Raw genomic sequence first — 15,163 nt, forward strand, 5'->3', positions numbered from 1 at the left:
TTGATGCCGAGCTGCTCGGCGGCGCGTTCGCCGAGGAGTGCGACGCGGTCGGCGCGGGTGTCGTGGCCGTTGTCGAACCTTCGCCCGGTGGCCGTCTCCGGGTTGCTGATCGTCGCCGCTGTCCGCACGCTTGGACTCAGCTCGGACTCGCCGACCATCGGGGTGTTGTTCGGGGCGGGGGCGGTGGGCGCGCTTGCCGCCTCCTGGATAATCGGTCCGCTGCAGAAGCGGGTCGGCGTGGGTGTGATCACTATCATTGCCCTTCTCCTGGCCGCTGCGGCGATCGTGGGATGGGCGCTCTCGACGTCGTTCCTCGTGGGCTGTATCGCGCTGGGCATGTGGCAGATAGGGACGACCACCGTCTCGCTCAACGGCATCATCACGCGGCAGGCTCTAACGCCCGCAAACCTCCAGGGTCGGGTCAACACGACCGCCCGCATGATCGCGTGGGGAGGTCAGCCGCTCGGGGCTGGAGCAGCTGGGTTGCTCACGGAGGGGATCGGTGTCGCCCCGGCTCTGCTGATCGCCGCCGCGGTCAGCGTCATCACCGCCGTCGTTGGATCGGCACTGCCTGTCGGTCGGTCCGCAACCCCCAACACCGGTCAGGACGAAGACTCGCAAGTCTTTTGTTGATCTGACTGCGAAAGAACCCACCTCAGGCGAGTGAGATCGCGCGAGCCCTGCGCAATCTCCGTGACGCACAGGTCAGGGACGCGACGCCGTGGCTGCTGCAACCACGCCGCCTGTCAAGGCGGGCGTAGCTGTCACCCGCCCAGACGGGAACGGGCGCGATCGGATAAGTAGGTGCGAACGTATGCATGCATGCCGATAATCAACGTTACGTCAGGTTAGCCTTATCGTCGAGTACTCGCTCTTCGCCCATGCGCCGTGATCTGCTACTCCCCTGCCCGTCGAGTGCCCGATGGGGGCTACGGCTCGCGCTGGGCTAGCCATCTGCGGCGCGATCGGGTATCGTTGCACGCGCAAGGCCTCATGTGGCTCTCAAGGTCAACCAAGAGGTCTTGCACCTCGCGAACCCCTGGTCTTCGGCCGGGGGTTCTTGCGTTCAGTCGAGCCATTCCATCCCAAAGTCACTGCCCTCGAGCCAGTGTCCCGACGTCTGCATGTACGCCCTGATGGCACCGGAGCTCGCAGCGCGCTTTTGTCCCCAGATCTCAGGATGGTTCTGGAGGTGCTTGTGGTAGGCCCCGTAGGCGATGAGATCGACCGCCTGAATCAGCTGGCTGTATTTGCTGTCCTGCATGACAACGTCCTCGATCACACGACGAGATGACAGGTCGAGATTTCGGTGGACGGCGCGATATGGCGCAGCAGCGCGAATCGCGCGCTCCCACAGGTCCGAGCGTTCTTCCGCTGTTCGTTCGCCGTCTTCGTCGACCCCTGTCTGGCCGTCGTAGAACACGAGAAGCCGTGTGTCCCGTGTCTCTGCCCAGTCCTCCAGGAATGCAATGAAGCGAGCGTAAAGCTCGTCGGTGCTTCGTGATTTTGCTCCCACGCTTACTACGGTGAAGCTGCTGTTCTTGCTGATGTGGCTCAGCATCACTCTCCCTGCGGCAGCTCGCGCGATGGAGGAGAATTTGGCTTCCTGCTCCGCAGTTTCGCAGAACTCTCCGCGACCCTTGTAGAGCTTCACCGCGTGGAGCTCGGCAGTTTTGGGGACGCCGAACTCTCGGTGTATTTCCCTCCGCCCGTCCAGCCATGCGCTGAGCACCTGGTTCCAGTGATCTTCACCGATCAGCAAGGCGGTGAGCGTGATTCCGGTCTGGGGGTGCCCCGAGTCATCGATGTAGCAGAGGTGCACAATCTCGAGTCTGCCAGACAGGGCACTCTGCGCCTGGTCGGCACAAGTGGCGCGACACGAGCTCGCGCCCGCACAAGTGTAAGTCTGCAGAAGGAATAGTGTCCTCTTCCCGCCGTATAGCGGGGCAATATGCGAAACGTTCCGCGGAGGGTGCGAGACCAGGGGCTGGCAGCTTCGCGTCAGCCCCCTCTACAGCTACTCCTCGTGAGCGACCCGTGTCAGAGCTGCTCAGGATGGCGTACCACCTCCTCTTTGGTAGTCACCCTGCGGCCGTCCATCAGCCGGTGCTTCTCACGCGACGCCGCGTCGTCGTCGTAATCAGCTGAGGCCATTTATCGCCTCGGCTAGCGCCTGCTCGAGTCGAGCTGCTTCCTCCAGCCCGGGCGCCGGCGGCGTCGTTGTGGAGTCACCGCGCTGCGCTTTCGTGCCTTCAGCTGTCGCCAGGTTGTGGCGTTCGTCCGCCCTCGCCGTCTCTGCTTCGTAGGGACAGTATTTGCCGCTGGATGCGGGAACGTGCTCGAGATGGTGTGTAGACAGAAAAAACCGAAGGGGTCCAGGCGCTCCTAGGCCGCCGGGGTGCGCTAGCAGGCTGACGAACTGGGCGAGTAAAGCCGCGCTTGCGCCAGCGGATAGCGCAGCCACGTTTTGGCTGGAGGGAGACTCCTTTCCTGACCTCGCGATATAGGCAGGGTCATCGAGATGACCGTTCTGATCAAGGCGCACCTGTGCAAGATCTAGCTGTCCGTTGCAGACCATGCATGGGCGACCGGGAACCAGCGTGTGCGCGCGCCAGATGCTGCTGCGTAGCCGCCCGTCATCGAAGGTCACGATGGCGACGCCTCCGTCGATGACAGGAATGAGGTCGGCGTAGGCAATCTGATTGAGAACGGCCCGGGGCCAGGGGCGATCGACGCAGGAGAAGATGATGTCGTACTCGAGAGCGGATCGCAGTCCGTCGGGCTCGGTGATCTTCAAGTCGTGGACCACGGCAGTGAAGTTATCGGCGGTGGCGGCGCTCTCCATGAGTCTCACGGCGACGTCTGTTTTCCGTCGGTGCAGGGCGGCGTCGAGACGGGTCGCGCCGATCATCCTGTCGAGGTTGAGAGCTTCAACGGTGTCGAAGTCCATAACGCCGATAGTCTCGATGCCGGTTGCAGCCAGGCGCTGCGCGACATCGAGGCCGACGCTACCGACTCCAACGACGAGAACACGGGTGCGGGCAATGAAAGCTTGCGTTGCGTCCCCCCACGATGAAACGGTGCGCACCTGCGAGGCAGTCGGATGTGGGGCTGGCCGCAGGTCGTTGTTCCAGCAAATGCGGAACTCCGGTGACGCCACCCGCACCGATTCTGCCCAAGCGGGCTCATCGTTGCCGGTCCAGAACCGAGCAGACCAAGTGGCGTCGTCGCCTGCCAGGGTCATGCCGACTAAAGGTAGGTCTGTGACTCCTCGCGCGGTGCGCCCATAAGCAATCTCGGTGGCGCGATCGGGACGACTCAATCTTTGCCATCCGCGTCCCTTGGGATGCGAGTGAAGGAGCACGAGTCCTTCACCGTGCGATCGTGCTTCAGCGGCCGCGCGTAGAACATAGCCGCTGGTGAAAGATGCATTGCCGTGAACGAGGCGATCGCCGTCGCGGGGTGCGATGACTCTTCGGATTACGGCTGTCGTGCGCGTCGCACCGGTGGAGATTTGGTAGGTGGCGGCAAGAACATCCTCCTGTCCATCGGTCCGGATCAAGTGATCGCGCATCTGCTCATCGACTGTGCCGGTCATGACAACGGAGTACGACATGTCATGCCGCCATCGGAATGATCATCGACATCTGCCCGCGTACGTGACGCAGCCACGCCAACGCCGGAGGTACAGACATGTCAGTGAACGAGAAGTCTCGAGAGTGTCGTCGCCACCCAGGTGGGCAGTCGGTCACGTCAACGTTGGTCCCTGGAAACGTGATGTTCTCGGGAAGGTGAATCCAATGCGGCGGCGTGAGGGGCCAACCTTGCACTTCTGAGACGCTCACCCCGGTGGTTATGAACTGGCCGACGCGAGGGCCGCCGATGGCGTCGACGTCGTAGAGAATCCGGTCCCCGTCGATGGTGGCTGGATGGCCGATGTCGGCCATGTCAGTCATGAACTGCAGTGTTGCCTTGCTCGGCTCGGTGGGGTCGCTCATGCGACACCGCCGATGCGCTTCGCGGTCACGAACTTGTCACCGTCGACAATCTTGATCAGCCCGTCGTCCGACAAGGTCTCGACGGTCCCGTTGGAGCCGACGCGCGCCAGGTCGTTTTCGTCGGGGTTCACGCCGGCGAGGCGGAGCAGTGCGGCTCGCTCCATGTCGTCGTCGTAACGGGTGAAGGGCTCACCATCAATCGTGAAACGGACTCGGCGGCGGGCAACGAACCGATCGCCGTCCTTCAGATTGATGATCTGACCATCCTTGAGGTGCGTCTCAACGCCCCCCTTGATCCGGAACAGGTCGAACGCCTTGGGGTCTTTGCCCGCAAGTCGCAGCAGCTCAGAAGCGTGCTGGTCGTCATCGCGAGTGGAGTAGGCGGTGTTGTCGATGGTGATGTGAAGAGCAGTGGTAGCCACGATGGGCTCCTTTCCTAGGCGTGTCGGCCCGCGAAGCCCGCGAACCGAGGTAGTCTTTACCTGTCGGGTAAACCCATAGTACCACGCCTGACGTATACCTGTGAGGTAAACGATGCGGATCGCTTGGAGCGCCCCCGAGTTGCGGGAATGTTGCACGACCGCCCACCGCCTCAGCGCCGCGGCAGGGATCCAAGCTCTCGTGGCTCGCGACCTTGTCGCAGCAGTCGTGCACGCGTCAGATTTCGGCGATTTGATAGCGCTGCGCAGCATTCGCATGACTCCGAATGGCCCTGGCATCATCCTGTCCCTCGAGGAGGTTCACATGTACACCCGACTGCTTTACCCCGCCGGAAACGTGCGAGTCGTACGCCTTAAAGATCCGCTGTCGGCATACGCATCCACGCAGGGGCTCGTCATTGACGACCTCGCTGTGGGCACCCAATCCGTCACTCGCCGTGCGGGCTGAAATGACTGAGACGTACAACCCAGAAGAGGTTGCGCTCGATTGGGCGAATCACCCGGGTCGGATGTTGCAGCGTGAGCTCGACGCCCAAGGGCTCTCCCAAGCGCAACTCGCGATGCGTACCGGGCTCAGCACAAAACACGTGAACCTTGTCGTAAAAGGCACAGCATTGCTCTCTCCCGATGTAGCAGTGAGCTTGGAACAAGTCCTGGGTGTGCCGGCAGAGTTTTGGTTGAGGTGGGAGGCGGCCTTCCAAGCTGCCGCTGCACGGGAGGAGCGGCGCGAATCATGGGCGACTTTCACGGAGTGGGCCGCGCGTTTCCCGCGCAATATGCTCGTCAGCCGGCACGTGATCGGAGCAAGTGACGGAACGAAGGAGACCGTAGCCAAGCTCCTCAGCTTCTTCGGGGTGGCGTCTCCCAGCGCGTTCGACCGCACCTGGCTGGACGCCGAAGCGTCCTATAAGCGGAGCCAGGTGTACACCATTGATCCCTACATCACCGCATTATGGCTTCGTCTCGCCGAGCTGCAGGCCGCACGTGTCCTGGAAGGGGCGGGCTCTTACGACGCTGGACGTTTACGGGAGGCGGCTCAGCAGATTCGCTCTGTGACCGCCGAGGAACCCCTCGAGGGATTCCGTCGTGCCCAGCATCTTCTCCGAGAAGCAGGGGTCGCACTAGTGTTTGTGCCCGAGTTGGACAGCACACGCATCAGCGGCGCGTCTAGGTGGGTCGGCGGTCATCCCGTGGTCGCAGTGACGAACCGCAACAAGTACCTCGACAGCTTCTGGTTCTCTGTTCTGCATGAGGTTGCCCACATTCTTCTGCACCCGAAGAGAGCCACATACATCGACATCGATGGATCGGCCCACGACGACGACGATGCCCTTGAGACTGCGGCCAACCACTTCGCGCAGGACGTTCTCATTCCCCGCCACATGCGCGATCAAGTTGTGCAAGCGACCAGAGCCGATCAGGTTCGTCAACTCGCTAACGAGATCGGCGTGGGTCCCGGCATCGTCGCGAGTCAGCACGCATTCCTCACGAAGAACTGGAAGGGCATGGCACGACTGAGACCACAAGCCGACTTTGCCCACCTGCTCAAGGCCTTCTGACCATCTACGTCACAGTTAGTGCACCCGTAGCTAGCTAAAGAGCATGCATGCCTTGCTTGTCAGGCGGAAACAGATGCTCCGGCGGTCGGCGGTACGGCAGGGGTTCCCCTACCTGGTTCTCATCTTTGGAGTCCGCGAAGGGGTCGTCGACGGCGAGCAGAGGCGCTGCACGGCCTCGTCGGTGTTTCACCATTCGGCTTTTCACCTATCGGTGCCGGTGCCCTTGGCGGAGACGCGGCGGCGGTAGGTGAACCGCCAGTATTTGCGCAGCCACTCGTCTACCGACCCGTCTCCGTGTCCGCGTCGACGTCGATGTCCGTGTCTTTGCTCGAAACGCTGTGGCGCGGCTGGGAAGCCGCACGCCTCGACCCGGGCCTTGGCACAGGCGCCTGGTGGATCAACCACGCCGCCCCGCACATGTGGAGGCTCGAATGCGCTCTCTACCGCTGCGGCCTCGCGCTCTTGGAGCGTGGCGACCCGTTCGGGCGTGAGAGCGTCGCTCAGCGCCTCCTTGGCGAGGTTGGTGACGTGCTTGGTGACAACCGCGTTCGCCGCCTGAGCCACGATCGCGTCGACGTCGAGCGCGCCGAGGGCGTTCTCCACCGCCGAGCCCATGCCGTCCACGACCCCGAGGGGGCCCTCCCACACGAAATCGCAGGTGGACTTTCCGCAACGGACCGTCAATACGCTCATGCGCCCAGATTGACGCATCTGCGGAAGGGGGCTGCGGCGCCGCTGGGCGGGTGAGGAACACTGCGGACGAAGCTGAACGGGGGAGTGTCCTCACGGGTGCCCGGCGGGTGAGAGACGCTTCAGGCCGGGGCGGAGCTCAGTCGCCCAGGTGATTGAGAGGGACGTCCATGCTCCCGGGCCCAGGTGCGATCATCGAAGGCGCTGATCGTTCAGAACAAAGTGGCGGACTGTCCGGTTGATGAGGACCCACACCTTGCGCCCCTTGAGCACGACCCTCGGTGTGTCGCCAGCTAGCTCAGGCGAGCGCAGAGGCGCTTCGGGTGTGGCATCGGTTCTATGCGGCCGGGCATAGCTGCGCATGGCTGACGTGCTCGGCGCGCGTGCTGCGGTATGGACTACTAGCGGTAACAACGCCATCCGTACGACGAGCTGTAAGTGAGCACTGCATACGCGCCAGCGCCGTAGTTCGAGTAGCAGACGTCATTCATGGCGGCTTTGCCGGAGATTGCGATCGACGATCCGGGCTTCACGCACCGCCAGCCGTATGGGTCGGATGCGTTGACGGTGATTGCCGACCATTGGCTGCCCAAGTTGGCCTTGCAATACCCGGTGATGTTGAGACCACCGATGTCAGACGCGGCATGCGCCGGCGCCGCCAAGGCCACGGAGCCCGCAGCGAGAACGAGCGATGTGGCTATCGCCAGGACAGATTTCCGACGTTTGAACATTGCTACCCCCCGGCGCAGTGACCTCGTGAGGGGGACTCTATGGGCTACACGATCGCCTGTAAAGGCTCCGTCATCGCGGTCGAGGCAACGAGCGTGCGAGCCGGTTAGCAACGACCGGTTCCGCGCCGGATCCTGCCACCGCGCAGCGGCGAAAAGCACCGACCGGTGTCCGTGTAAACGTCCATGCGGCAGGAGATAGATGGACCCAAACGGCTACCGTTCTGAAATGAGTCCTGAGCCAGATTCCTCTCCTGCCGATGTTGCTCTCTTTCGACTCGAGCAGGCGATCGAGGGCCTCAAGGCCGCGGTCGCGTCGGGCTATGAGAGGAGAGTTCTCGCGAGCCTGAACGAAGCCGGGTCTGCGCTGTACTCCGTTTGGTTGTTCGAAGAGGTCAGGGGACGAGACCAAGTCGCGTGGGCCGCGGAAGATCCGGAGCGGCGGAACGTTGTGGGCCTGGTGTACGCACGGGGCGAGGCCGAACACCAGAAGAAGCATGTGGGAATGGCGGCAGGATTCGGAGAAGCGCCATTCGGATTCGGACCCTTCGGCGGGGGCTGGCTCTGGCGAGAGTGCCCGACAACCCGACCCGCCTACGCCTCAAGTCAAGCTCTCTACGATGAGCAGGTGCGCTGGAAGTCGCTGGCGGAACCGTTGGAAAGGGCATACGCCTGGTTTGTGGCACACCCTCGCTAAGGCATCCCGAGGATAACCGAGTGGTTCCGGATCACCCGGCCCCGCCGACCGGGTGACTCTGTCTTGATATCGTCGAACCTACGTTCCCCGTTGAAATGGCCGACACGCTGAGCGGCCGTGCCCCGGTAGGCGGGGAACGCTTTTTCTCGTTCATCTGCGGCGGTTGGCGTAGATGACTACGTGTTCAAAGACGCGCGTCACGAGTCTCTGGTTGAGGGGCGGCCCGGTGCCCACTTTGCGCATCATGGCTGAGCCTGAATCGCAAGAAGGGGATGGCGCTCCGAGCAAATTTCGGCCTGACGATCACCAGCACTGCGAGCGTAGGCTCGAGCGGTGACCGAATTTGAGGCGGCGAGCCTCCTGGCGCAGTGGGTGGGTTCTGGCGCCGCTGTGGCTGCTGTCGGCGTGGCCGTTGTGTTCGGCATCCTCACGTTGTCGAACTCGAGACGCTCGATTGACGCACAGGAGCGCGCCACCGCGGCGCTGGATACAGATCCGCATCTCGCCGAGATGTTGAGTCGCGGCTCGCAGGGCGATCCCGTGTGGGCGGTTGAGAAGAGACCCACGAAGGACTTGTGGTGGCTGCGAAATGTGAGTGACCACAGGGTGTGGAACGTGCGCATAACTGGAGCCACCACGCAGGATACTGAGCGACTCCGTTTCGATTGGTCCTCCGACAGTGAGCCAATGACGGCAGACCCGAACGCTCCGATACCGTTTCGAACTCTCAACTTTTGGGGTGCCGCAGCCGTACCGACGATCATCGTGGAATGGGCAGACGAACCCGACGGCCAACCTCGCGCTGAACGCATCGCGGTTGCTGAGGGGCCGTGACAGAGGCATCAGCTTCACGCAGACCGACCAGAACTGCGTCGATGATGTGACGCGCGAGGTCATGGTTCTGCCGATCTGTGTGGTGCAAAGTCCGGCGCGCGTCGTGTCCGGATAGGGATCGCCAAACGTGACAGTTGGGGGCTCCTCTCGCGTGGCCGGGTATCCGGGACGTGTGAGGTTGCGCGATCGGTGGCGTTCTAGTTTGACCGCTCTGCGGCGCAATCATGGCCTTGCCCAACGCGCTGACGCGCGTATCGACAGGGTGACGGTGATCACTCAACTTCGGTGATCCCCGACGGGACTGTTGCAAGGGAGCGGGCGCGCGAGAAGTAGTTCGGACGGGGTGTTGGGTTCAATCACAAGCAACGGCTGGGGCGCGGTCAGTGGATGGGGCCGGCATGTGACATTGTCAGCCCAGGCGACAGGCGGGGCCGCATGCGCACAGCGGCGGGGTGACCTCGAGTCGGAGCCGCTCAACTCACGACGTGGGTGGCGTTTAATCGGTGGACAAGAGGTCTCCGGGCTGGCACCCAAGTGCGGCGCAGATCGCTTTCAACGTTGAGAACCGGATTGCCCTCGCGTGGCCATTCTTCAGCACGGAGAGATTTACTGTGCTGACGCCTACGTGCCGTGACAGCTCAGTAAGAGTCATCCCCCGCTGGTTGAGGAGGGCATCGAGATGGCACGTGACGTCACCCGAGCGGTCACCATCTTCCATCAGACCAAGCCGTCCGCGTCTCGCTGCATTCGCTGCCCAATCTCGAAGACCGCCGCCACCACGGCCAGGGCCAGTCCCCAGCCAACGGGCGCGAGATCGACCTCGACCAAGAATGTGGGCAGTTGCTCCACGCCGAGTTGAAGAACAGCACGCTGGGCGGCCATGCCGTCGAGGACCGGCCCCCCTAGCCCACACAAGAACACGAGAATCGCAACTGTGCCAGCACCCCAGGTTGCGACACGACCGAACGGACGCTCCCGGAGAAGCCGGAAGCTGAGCCACGCGACAATCAGGCTGACAGCAACGATGAGAAGACTCGAGAGCAATGCACTTGCGACAAGGAACCAGCGCACGCCCGGTGACGGATCCTGCAACGTCAAGGAGACGGCGTCAAAGGTAGCGCCCGCAAAGCCAGCCGGCTCGAGCCCTCTTGTAGCGACGTTCGGAAGGGTCACTGGCCCGACCATCACCGAGAAGATGCGCACGACAGCGAGAGCGATATTCACCAACGCCACTGTCCCTCCGCCGATGACAAAACCCCAGAGCAGGGCTCGTTCGGTGGAGTTGGCGATCCGAAGCCCTGCGTGCATTGAAGAGGTCACCCTGTGCTCCCTAACGTTTATCGTTGCTCACGATAAACGTTATGCTACCCAGCATCGAAGTGCAACCTTCCCCACTCGGGCGGTTTCTTGCCCCGCGCAGGTGTCGTAGAAACATTAGCTTTCTGAGACACACCGTTCGGCGGTCGATCCGCCTCGAAAGGTCCGAGTTTTCGGGATGCCTGCTGTCTTGGAAAAACCTCTTGCCGCATTTCGTCTCAGGAGGCGTCGCGGAGGGTGTTTTCGAGTCAGAATGAGGTCGTGAGACTTCTGGGGTACACGCGCGTGAGTACGTCAAGTCAGGACGCACACTTGCAGCTCGATGCGCTCGTCGCCGCCGGCGTGCAGAAGCGCGACGTCTTCGCGGACGTCACCTCGGGGAGCAAGACCGCGATCGAGCGAACCGGGATGAAGAAGCTCCTTGAGTACGCCGAGGACGGCGACACCGTCGTCGTCTGGCGAGTCGACCGCCTCGGCCGCTCTCTGATCGACGTACTGAACACGGTGAACCTGCTGCGCGAGCGCGGAGTGCAGGTCCGGTCTATCTCGGACGGCATCGATCCATCGACGTCGACGGGCCGGCTGATGCTGAACATGCTCGCCACGCTCGCGGAGTACGAGCGTGAACTCATCGTGGAACGGGTCAATGCCGGTATCGCGGCCGCCCGCGCGAACGGCACCCGGTTCGGCCGGCCCCTGTCGGATCCGGTCGTGATCGCGGACAAGCTCGCGATCGCCGCGGATGCGCGAGCGCGCGGTCGCACCGCTGAGGACGCCGCTCGTCTCGTCGGGTGGAGTCGCGCGACGCTCTATCGCCACCAGCAGGCTCACGCGGCCCGCGAGAGTGCAGCGATGTAGCGAGCGATGGACGGCCTCGAGCGGTGGCGGATCCTTCGACTTCACGTCGAAGATCAGGTCCCCCTCGCGGCCCTCGCTCGCGAGGGCGGCATCGGCACGCGGACACTTCAACGCTGGCATCAGCTCTATAAGAAGGACGGGCTCGCCGGGCTCGACGACACTGCGAGGACGGACAAGGGCGGCCGGCGCACTGACCCGGCGACCATCGCCACCATCGAGCGGCTCGCCCTGACTCGGCCTCGTCCGTCGATCGCGACGTTGCATCGCCTCACGTCCGAGGAATGCCTGTGCGACAACCGGCCGGCGCCGAGCTACGCGACCGTCCGGCAGATCGTGCAGGCCCTCGACCCGGCGCTCGTCACCCTCGCGTTGGAGGGTCCCGCTTCCTATCGCGATCGTCACGAGCTGGTGTTCCGCCGTCGGGCGGAACGGCCGAATCAGATCTGGCAGGCCGACCACACAGAACTCGACATCCTCATCGTCGGAGCGAACGGGAAGCCCGACCGTCCCTGGCTGACGACCGTGATGGATGATCACTCCCGCGCGATCTGCGGCTACATGGTCTTCACCGGGGCACCCTCGTCGCTGAACACCGCTCTCGCGCTGCGCCAGGCGATCTGGCGGAAGACCGACCCCGGGTGGGCGATGTGCGGGCCGGCTCCGTTCGTCGAAACCAGGGAGACGAACCTCTCGCTCAACAAGGAGACGGTCAAGAAGCTTCGTCGCGCGGCCAGGGAAACCGGGGAAAGTTCGCTCGTCGACCTGGCTGAGCCCCTCGGCCATCTGGTCGCAGGTGACGCGTGGGCGGCTCTCGAGGAGCGGCGCCACGTCGGTTACCACCGCTGGCGACCGCAGAGCCTCGTCGGCGGCGTAGCCACCATCAACCCTTGGGTAGACCATGGCGACGGGACGCCCTCGATGGAGGCGGGGCACCACTCTGGACACACTCCGCCGACCTTGAAGACTGTTGTCACGGAAGCTCGTGAAGGCTACGACGCCCTCTCCAACGCAATGGATGCGGTCTTGCAGGCCTTTGCGCCCGCCCTTACAAGCGTTGGAGTGCGAGCGCGGTGATGCCCGCAGGTTCGACCTGCGGGCTTCTGGGGCGATTTACCGTCGCCGGCAGGCGTTCGGCGAACCCGCTCTGCTGGCGCATCGTCAGTCTGACGCTGAGACCACGCTGCAGGGACGGAGTCTTCTGTTCGGCGGCTGCTCGGGGATGTCACATCCAACGGTTACTGAGTGTCAGAATTCGTCCCCCAATTGGGGGACAATTACTCAATTTAGTACGCCGCCCTACGCCATGGCCTACAGGTGTCTACGAGGGACCTGATGGTACCTGCATATTCTCGAACTGTACCTTCAAATCTTCCACGTATTTTGGCGCCATCCGGCCAAAGCGAATGGCAGGGTGGATGACATGAGTACGGTCACAACCAGAACATCTATTCGTTTGCGTACCATTTGTATTTTCATCGCGGCTGCGGCGCTCGTTGTGGCGATGGTCGCTGCCGGGTACGGATCTGCGAACCTGGCTTCATTGTCGGGCGAGTTGCCCGTCGATGACCCCACGCTCGCTGAGATCAGTACGTGGGAAACCGGTCATACGCTTCTGTGGGTCGCGCTTCTGTCCACGATAGCCGCCGGAACTGCGCTCGCGTTCGCGGCGGCTACTCTCCGCAGAGAGTGGGTCTTGATGGGTGTCATCGGGGGTTTCGTGATCTGTTTCATCACTGTCTTCCTGGTCGCTGCCGGAACTTGGTTTGTCGTTCTTCCGAGAATCGGCTGACAGATCCCATGTGCAACGAATCGGTGCTAGAAAAGGCCCTTGAGCAGATCAAAATTTCGTACTCGGATTGCCAATTCAGTGCAGACTGCCTCGCCCGTGAATTGGCAATCTCCCGCAGGCATCTGGCGAGAGAGTTCAAATCAAAGACCGGCAGCGGGGTGGCTGCGACGATCGCGCGAACGCGCGTCGAGATCGCAATGCGATTGCTGGCTTCAGATGATTCGTCTTGCATTGCGACAGTGGCTTCGGCTGTCGGCTACGCCGACATTAATACGTTTCGAAACAACTTCAAACGGGTTGCGGGTGTCGCTCCTTCTGCGTATAGGCGCAGTCGGAGAAGAAAGGCAAGCGCCTCCTAGCGGGTGGCTAGGAGGCGCTCCCAAATACTTTGGTCAGGGATTGCAGCCCTTGGCGGCTTGCACCCACCACCACACGTCCGGTCGCCACGACTCCATGTCGTAAGTCGCGCCGCCGCCCTGTCCGTTGTAGACGACGTGGCAGTGGAACTGGTTCTCAATAGTCGAATTCACCTTATAGGCAAGCGTTCCCAGGCGGGACTTAAGGTCTTTCGTGTGTTCAGCGAGAATCGCGGCACCAGATGCGTGACGTCCGTACGCAGTGGGAACCGCGCGGACGACGTAATTTGACCCACCCTGGTTGGTGACGTACGCGGATTCCACGAGCCACTTGCCAAGGTAGGGGTCGGCGATCACGGGGAACTTGTCTGCGCTGACCTCAGAGAAGTCAACGTGCTGGGTGATCTTATTGCCCGTCAAAGTGAGGGAAGTCGGCACGTCGGAGCCGTCTGCGTCACGAGCCCAAGGAGGTGCGACACCCCCGAGATACTCGCCCTCAGCGTCACGGAGAATGATCCCGCCGTCTTCAAGCGTTGTCGCCTCGGCCCCCTCAGGAATCGAGAGCGTGAAGTCGTAGCTCGCCGGCGCCGAGAGGTTCTCGATACGGATCGCAAAGAGGGCCGAGGCATCTTGCATCAAAACGGAGCTGACCTCGGCTCCCGTCGCTGTGTTCTCAGACGTCAACTGGATGGTGCCCTGATCGGATGTGATCTCGATGGTGTCCCCGCTTGCCTCAGCAACCGCACCACCGAACTCCGACGTGTCGGCCGATGCTGGTGCGGCGAGCTGCGCAAGCTCAGGGGCAACCTCGCGAAGGCTATCCAGCCCGTCAGGCGCTTCAGTGTCTGCCATCGCCATGCCAGGAGTGAGCACAATAGCCAGCACGAGCGAGGCGCCCAGGCTCTTTCTGAGTTTCATTGGTGACCCTTCGTTGATTGTTCTTCACTCGATCCTCATCGAGCTTGCGTCTAGCCGGTACATAGATCTGGGACACATCGCGTGCCCTTCAACAGTTGGGCGTCGATGATGAAACCACCCACGCTGGTGATGGCGGGGTGGAACTGGAGGAAATATGATTGGCTCTTCTCGACGACCGATTGCGATCACAATGGCATTCGTATTCGCTGCTGTGTCGCTTTTTGGGGCAACGAGCGCTAGCGCAAGCTCCACCGGCGAGGCGCCTGGGGAAGTCGTCATCGGGTCTCTTGAATCCCTCACAGCCGACGAATCCGCGTTGCTGGAATCGGACAAGCTAAAGCGGGTGACGGTCGACCCGTCCAGCGGCGACGTGACATCCGTGGAGCCGCTCACACGCGCACAACTGAACGGGGAGGTCGATGTTGCCTTACGTTCGTCGGGTCAGGCTAAGGCCGGTTCCGGTGTGTCCCCACTTTCCGCCACGTGGAACATGTGCTCCAGTGCTGGATCCGCGACGTGCTGGTACGGTGCAGCGCCGACGCTGAACCTCCAGTTCTCGTACGGTGCCACGAATGGCACATGGGGCAGCCGCACGAAGCTGTGGACTGGTAACTACTACGTCAAGGCTTGTTGGGTGGACCCCCAGCCCTCGGGCATAGCGAAGACGGTCTGCATGCCTCTTCGCAATGGGAAGAACGCTTGGATCGAGTGGGGCTCGGTTCTGACCGGCAAGAGCATGGACGTCTCCAACACTCGCTAGCCGGTAGGCCGGGTTTCAGCAGGCGGGAGTCCCGTTCGATGAGATAGGACGGGGCTCCCCGCGGGCCGATCAAGATGTGTCTCCGAAGGTTGGCTGCAACCCGCCCCGACGTCGCCGCGCCACCCGGATCTGGTGAAGCGAGGGTGAACCGGCCTGACTTTCGTTCCGTTCTTCAAGTAAGGATGGAAGACGATGAACAGGAAGTATTCGCCGGAGATG

At 62.5% G+C, this 15,163-nt stretch carries 16 protein-coding genes; 9 read left to right on the forward strand and 7 right to left on the reverse strand.

Going from position 1 to position 15,163, the window contains the following annotated elements:
• The first annotated feature begins 237 nt into the window (after window positions 1-237).
• Window positions 238-633, forward strand: coding sequence for a hypothetical protein (locus MT347_RS18580; protein WP_374206553.1), 396 nt, complete (start codon window positions 238-240; stop codon window positions 631-633).
• 433 nt (window positions 634-1,066) lie between these two features.
• Here the strand turns inward: MT347_RS18580 and MT347_RS17865 are convergent, their stop codons facing one another.
• The 4 genes from MT347_RS17865 to MT347_RS17880 form a co-directional block, all read right to left on the reverse strand.
• Window positions 1,067-1,822: a DUF3800 domain-containing protein gene (locus MT347_RS17865; protein WP_243502693.1), complete on the reverse strand. Its 756-nt coding sequence runs from the start codon at window positions 1,820-1,822 to the stop codon at window positions 1,067-1,069.
• Window positions 1,823-2,140: 318 nt separating this feature from the next.
• Window positions 2,141-3,598, reverse strand: coding sequence for a ThiF family adenylyltransferase (locus MT347_RS17870; protein ID WP_243502694.1), 1,458 nt, complete (start codon window positions 3,596-3,598; stop codon window positions 2,141-2,143).
• Between the two features lie 19 nt (window positions 3,599-3,617).
• Window positions 3,618-3,998: a hypothetical protein gene (locus tag MT347_RS17875; protein ID WP_243502695.1), complete on the reverse strand. Its 381-nt coding sequence runs from the start codon at window positions 3,996-3,998 to the stop codon at window positions 3,618-3,620.
• Window positions 3,995-4,420: a hypothetical protein gene (locus MT347_RS17880; RefSeq protein ID WP_243502696.1), complete on the reverse strand. Its 426-nt coding sequence runs from the start codon at window positions 4,418-4,420 to the stop codon at window positions 3,995-3,997. The genes MT347_RS17875 and MT347_RS17880 overlap by 4 nt, the downstream gene beginning before the upstream one ends.
• A 467-nt stretch (window positions 4,421-4,887) precedes the next feature.
• Here MT347_RS17880 and MT347_RS17885 point away from each other — a divergent pair, with 467 nt between their 5' ends.
• The 3 genes from MT347_RS17885 to MT347_RS17895 all read left to right on the forward strand — a co-directional run bounded on the left by MT347_RS17885 (window position 4,888) and on the right by MT347_RS17895 (window position 8,946).
• Window positions 4,888-5,997, forward strand: a complete 1,110-nt coding sequence (locus MT347_RS17885; RefSeq protein ID WP_243502697.1) for an ImmA/IrrE family metallo-endopeptidase — start codon at window positions 4,888-4,890, stop codon at window positions 5,995-5,997.
• Between the two features lie 312 nt (window positions 5,998-6,309).
• Window positions 6,310-6,744 (forward strand): DUF4913 domain-containing protein, encoded by a 435-nt coding sequence (locus MT347_RS18585; protein WP_374206555.1) that lies wholly within the window; start codon window positions 6,310-6,312, stop codon window positions 6,742-6,744.
• Between the two features lie 1,701 nt (window positions 6,745-8,445).
• A complete protein-coding gene (locus MT347_RS17895) occupies window positions 8,446-8,946 on the forward strand; it encodes a hypothetical protein (RefSeq protein WP_243502699.1) in 501 nt (166 codons plus the stop codon).
• A 496-nt stretch (window positions 8,947-9,442) separates the two neighbouring features.
• Here the strand turns inward: MT347_RS17895 and MT347_RS17900 are convergent, their stop codons facing one another.
• Together MT347_RS17900 and MT347_RS17905 are read right to left on the reverse strand one after the other, a co-directional pair.
• Window positions 9,443-9,664: a helix-turn-helix transcriptional regulator gene (locus tag MT347_RS17900; protein WP_243502700.1), complete on the reverse strand. Its 222-nt coding sequence runs from the start codon at window positions 9,662-9,664 to the stop codon at window positions 9,443-9,445.
• On the reverse strand, window positions 9,664-10,266 hold the full coding sequence (locus MT347_RS17905) for a hypothetical protein (RefSeq protein WP_243502702.1): 603 nt from the start codon (window positions 10,264-10,266) through the stop codon (window positions 9,664-9,666). The genes MT347_RS17900 and MT347_RS17905 overlap by 1 nt, the downstream gene beginning before the upstream one ends.
• Window positions 10,267-10,524: 258 nt before the next feature.
• On the opposite strand from MT347_RS17905, the gene MT347_RS17910 reads away from it, so the two are divergent.
• The 4 genes from MT347_RS17910 (at window position 10,525) to MT347_RS18590 (ending at window position 13,269) form a co-directional block, all read left to right on the forward strand.
• Complete coding sequence (locus tag MT347_RS17910; protein ID WP_243502704.1) at window positions 10,525-11,121, forward strand: recombinase family protein; 597 nt, start codon at window positions 10,525-10,527, stop codon at window positions 11,119-11,121.
• Window positions 11,122-11,127: 6 nt separating this feature from the next.
• Window positions 11,128-12,195 carry a helix-turn-helix domain-containing protein gene (locus MT347_RS18510; RefSeq protein ID WP_308194241.1) on the forward strand — a complete coding sequence of 356 codons (1,068 nt, stop codon included), beginning with the start codon at window positions 11,128-11,130 and terminating at the stop codon, window positions 12,193-12,195.
• 346 nt (window positions 12,196-12,541) lie between these two features.
• Window positions 12,542-12,910 carry a hypothetical protein gene (locus tag MT347_RS17920; RefSeq protein ID WP_243502706.1) on the forward strand — a complete coding sequence of 123 codons (369 nt, stop codon included), beginning with the start codon at window positions 12,542-12,544 and terminating at the stop codon, window positions 12,908-12,910.
• 8 nt (window positions 12,911-12,918) lie between these two features.
• The gene (locus tag MT347_RS18590; RefSeq protein ID WP_374206554.1) at window positions 12,919-13,269 is read left to right on the forward strand and encodes a helix-turn-helix domain-containing protein; all 351 of its coding nucleotides are present in this window, start codon (window positions 12,919-12,921) and stop codon (window positions 13,267-13,269) included.
• A gap of 33 nt (window positions 13,270-13,302) precedes the next feature.
• Here MT347_RS18590 and MT347_RS17925 read toward each other — a convergent pair whose 3' ends face one another.
• Window positions 13,303-14,184 carry a DUF2599 domain-containing protein gene (locus MT347_RS17925; protein WP_243502708.1) on the reverse strand — a complete coding sequence of 294 codons (882 nt, stop codon included), beginning with the start codon at window positions 14,182-14,184 and terminating at the stop codon, window positions 13,303-13,305.
• Window positions 14,185-14,374: 190 nt separating this feature from the next.
• Between MT347_RS17925 and MT347_RS17930 the strand changes: the two genes are divergently transcribed.
• Entirely contained in the window at window positions 14,375-14,944 is a 570-nt protein-coding gene (locus MT347_RS17930) for a hypothetical protein (RefSeq protein WP_243502710.1), read from the forward strand.
• Window positions 14,945-15,163: the final 219 nt, after the last annotated feature.

The organism is Microbacterium sp. VKM Ac-2923, from assembly GCF_022815605.1.
Classification (GTDB): domain Bacteria; phylum Actinomycetota; class Actinomycetes; order Actinomycetales; family Microbacteriaceae; genus Microbacterium.

What these genes read in the sequence shown, in the direction of transcription:
- MT347_RS18510 (WP_308194241.1), top strand. Translation starts at nt 11,128, where the DNA reads ATGGACGGCCTCGAGCGGTGGCGGATCCTTCGACTTCACGTCGAAGAT.
- MT347_RS17925 (WP_243502708.1), bottom strand. Translation starts at nt 14,184, where the DNA reads ATGAAACTCAGAAAGAGCCTGGGCGCCTCGCTCGTGCTGGCTATTGTG.
- MT347_RS18585 (WP_374206555.1), top strand. Translation starts at nt 6,310, where the DNA reads ATGTCCGTGTCTTTGCTCGAAACGCTGTGGCGCGGCTGGGAAGCCGCA.
- MT347_RS17885 (WP_243502697.1), top strand. Translation starts at nt 4,888, where the DNA reads ATGACTGAGACGTACAACCCAGAAGAGGTTGCGCTCGATTGGGCGAAT.
- MT347_RS18590 (WP_374206554.1), top strand. Translation starts at nt 12,919, where the DNA reads ATGTGCAACGAATCGGTGCTAGAAAAGGCCCTTGAGCAGATCAAAATT.
- MT347_RS17930 (WP_243502710.1), top strand. Translation starts at nt 14,375, where the DNA reads ATGGCATTCGTATTCGCTGCTGTGTCGCTTTTTGGGGCAACGAGCGCT.
- MT347_RS17920 (WP_243502706.1), top strand. Translation starts at nt 12,542, where the DNA reads ATGAGTACGGTCACAACCAGAACATCTATTCGTTTGCGTACCATTTGT.
- MT347_RS17875 (WP_243502695.1), bottom strand. Translation starts at nt 3,998, where the DNA reads ATGAGCGACCCCACCGAGCCGAGCAAGGCAACACTGCAGTTCATGACT.
- MT347_RS17870 (WP_243502694.1), bottom strand. Translation starts at nt 3,598, where the DNA reads ATGACCGGCACAGTCGATGAGCAGATGCGCGATCACTTGATCCGGACC.
- MT347_RS17900 (WP_243502700.1), bottom strand. Translation starts at nt 9,664, where the DNA reads ATGGAAGATGGTGACCGCTCGGGTGACGTCACGTGCCATCTCGATGCC.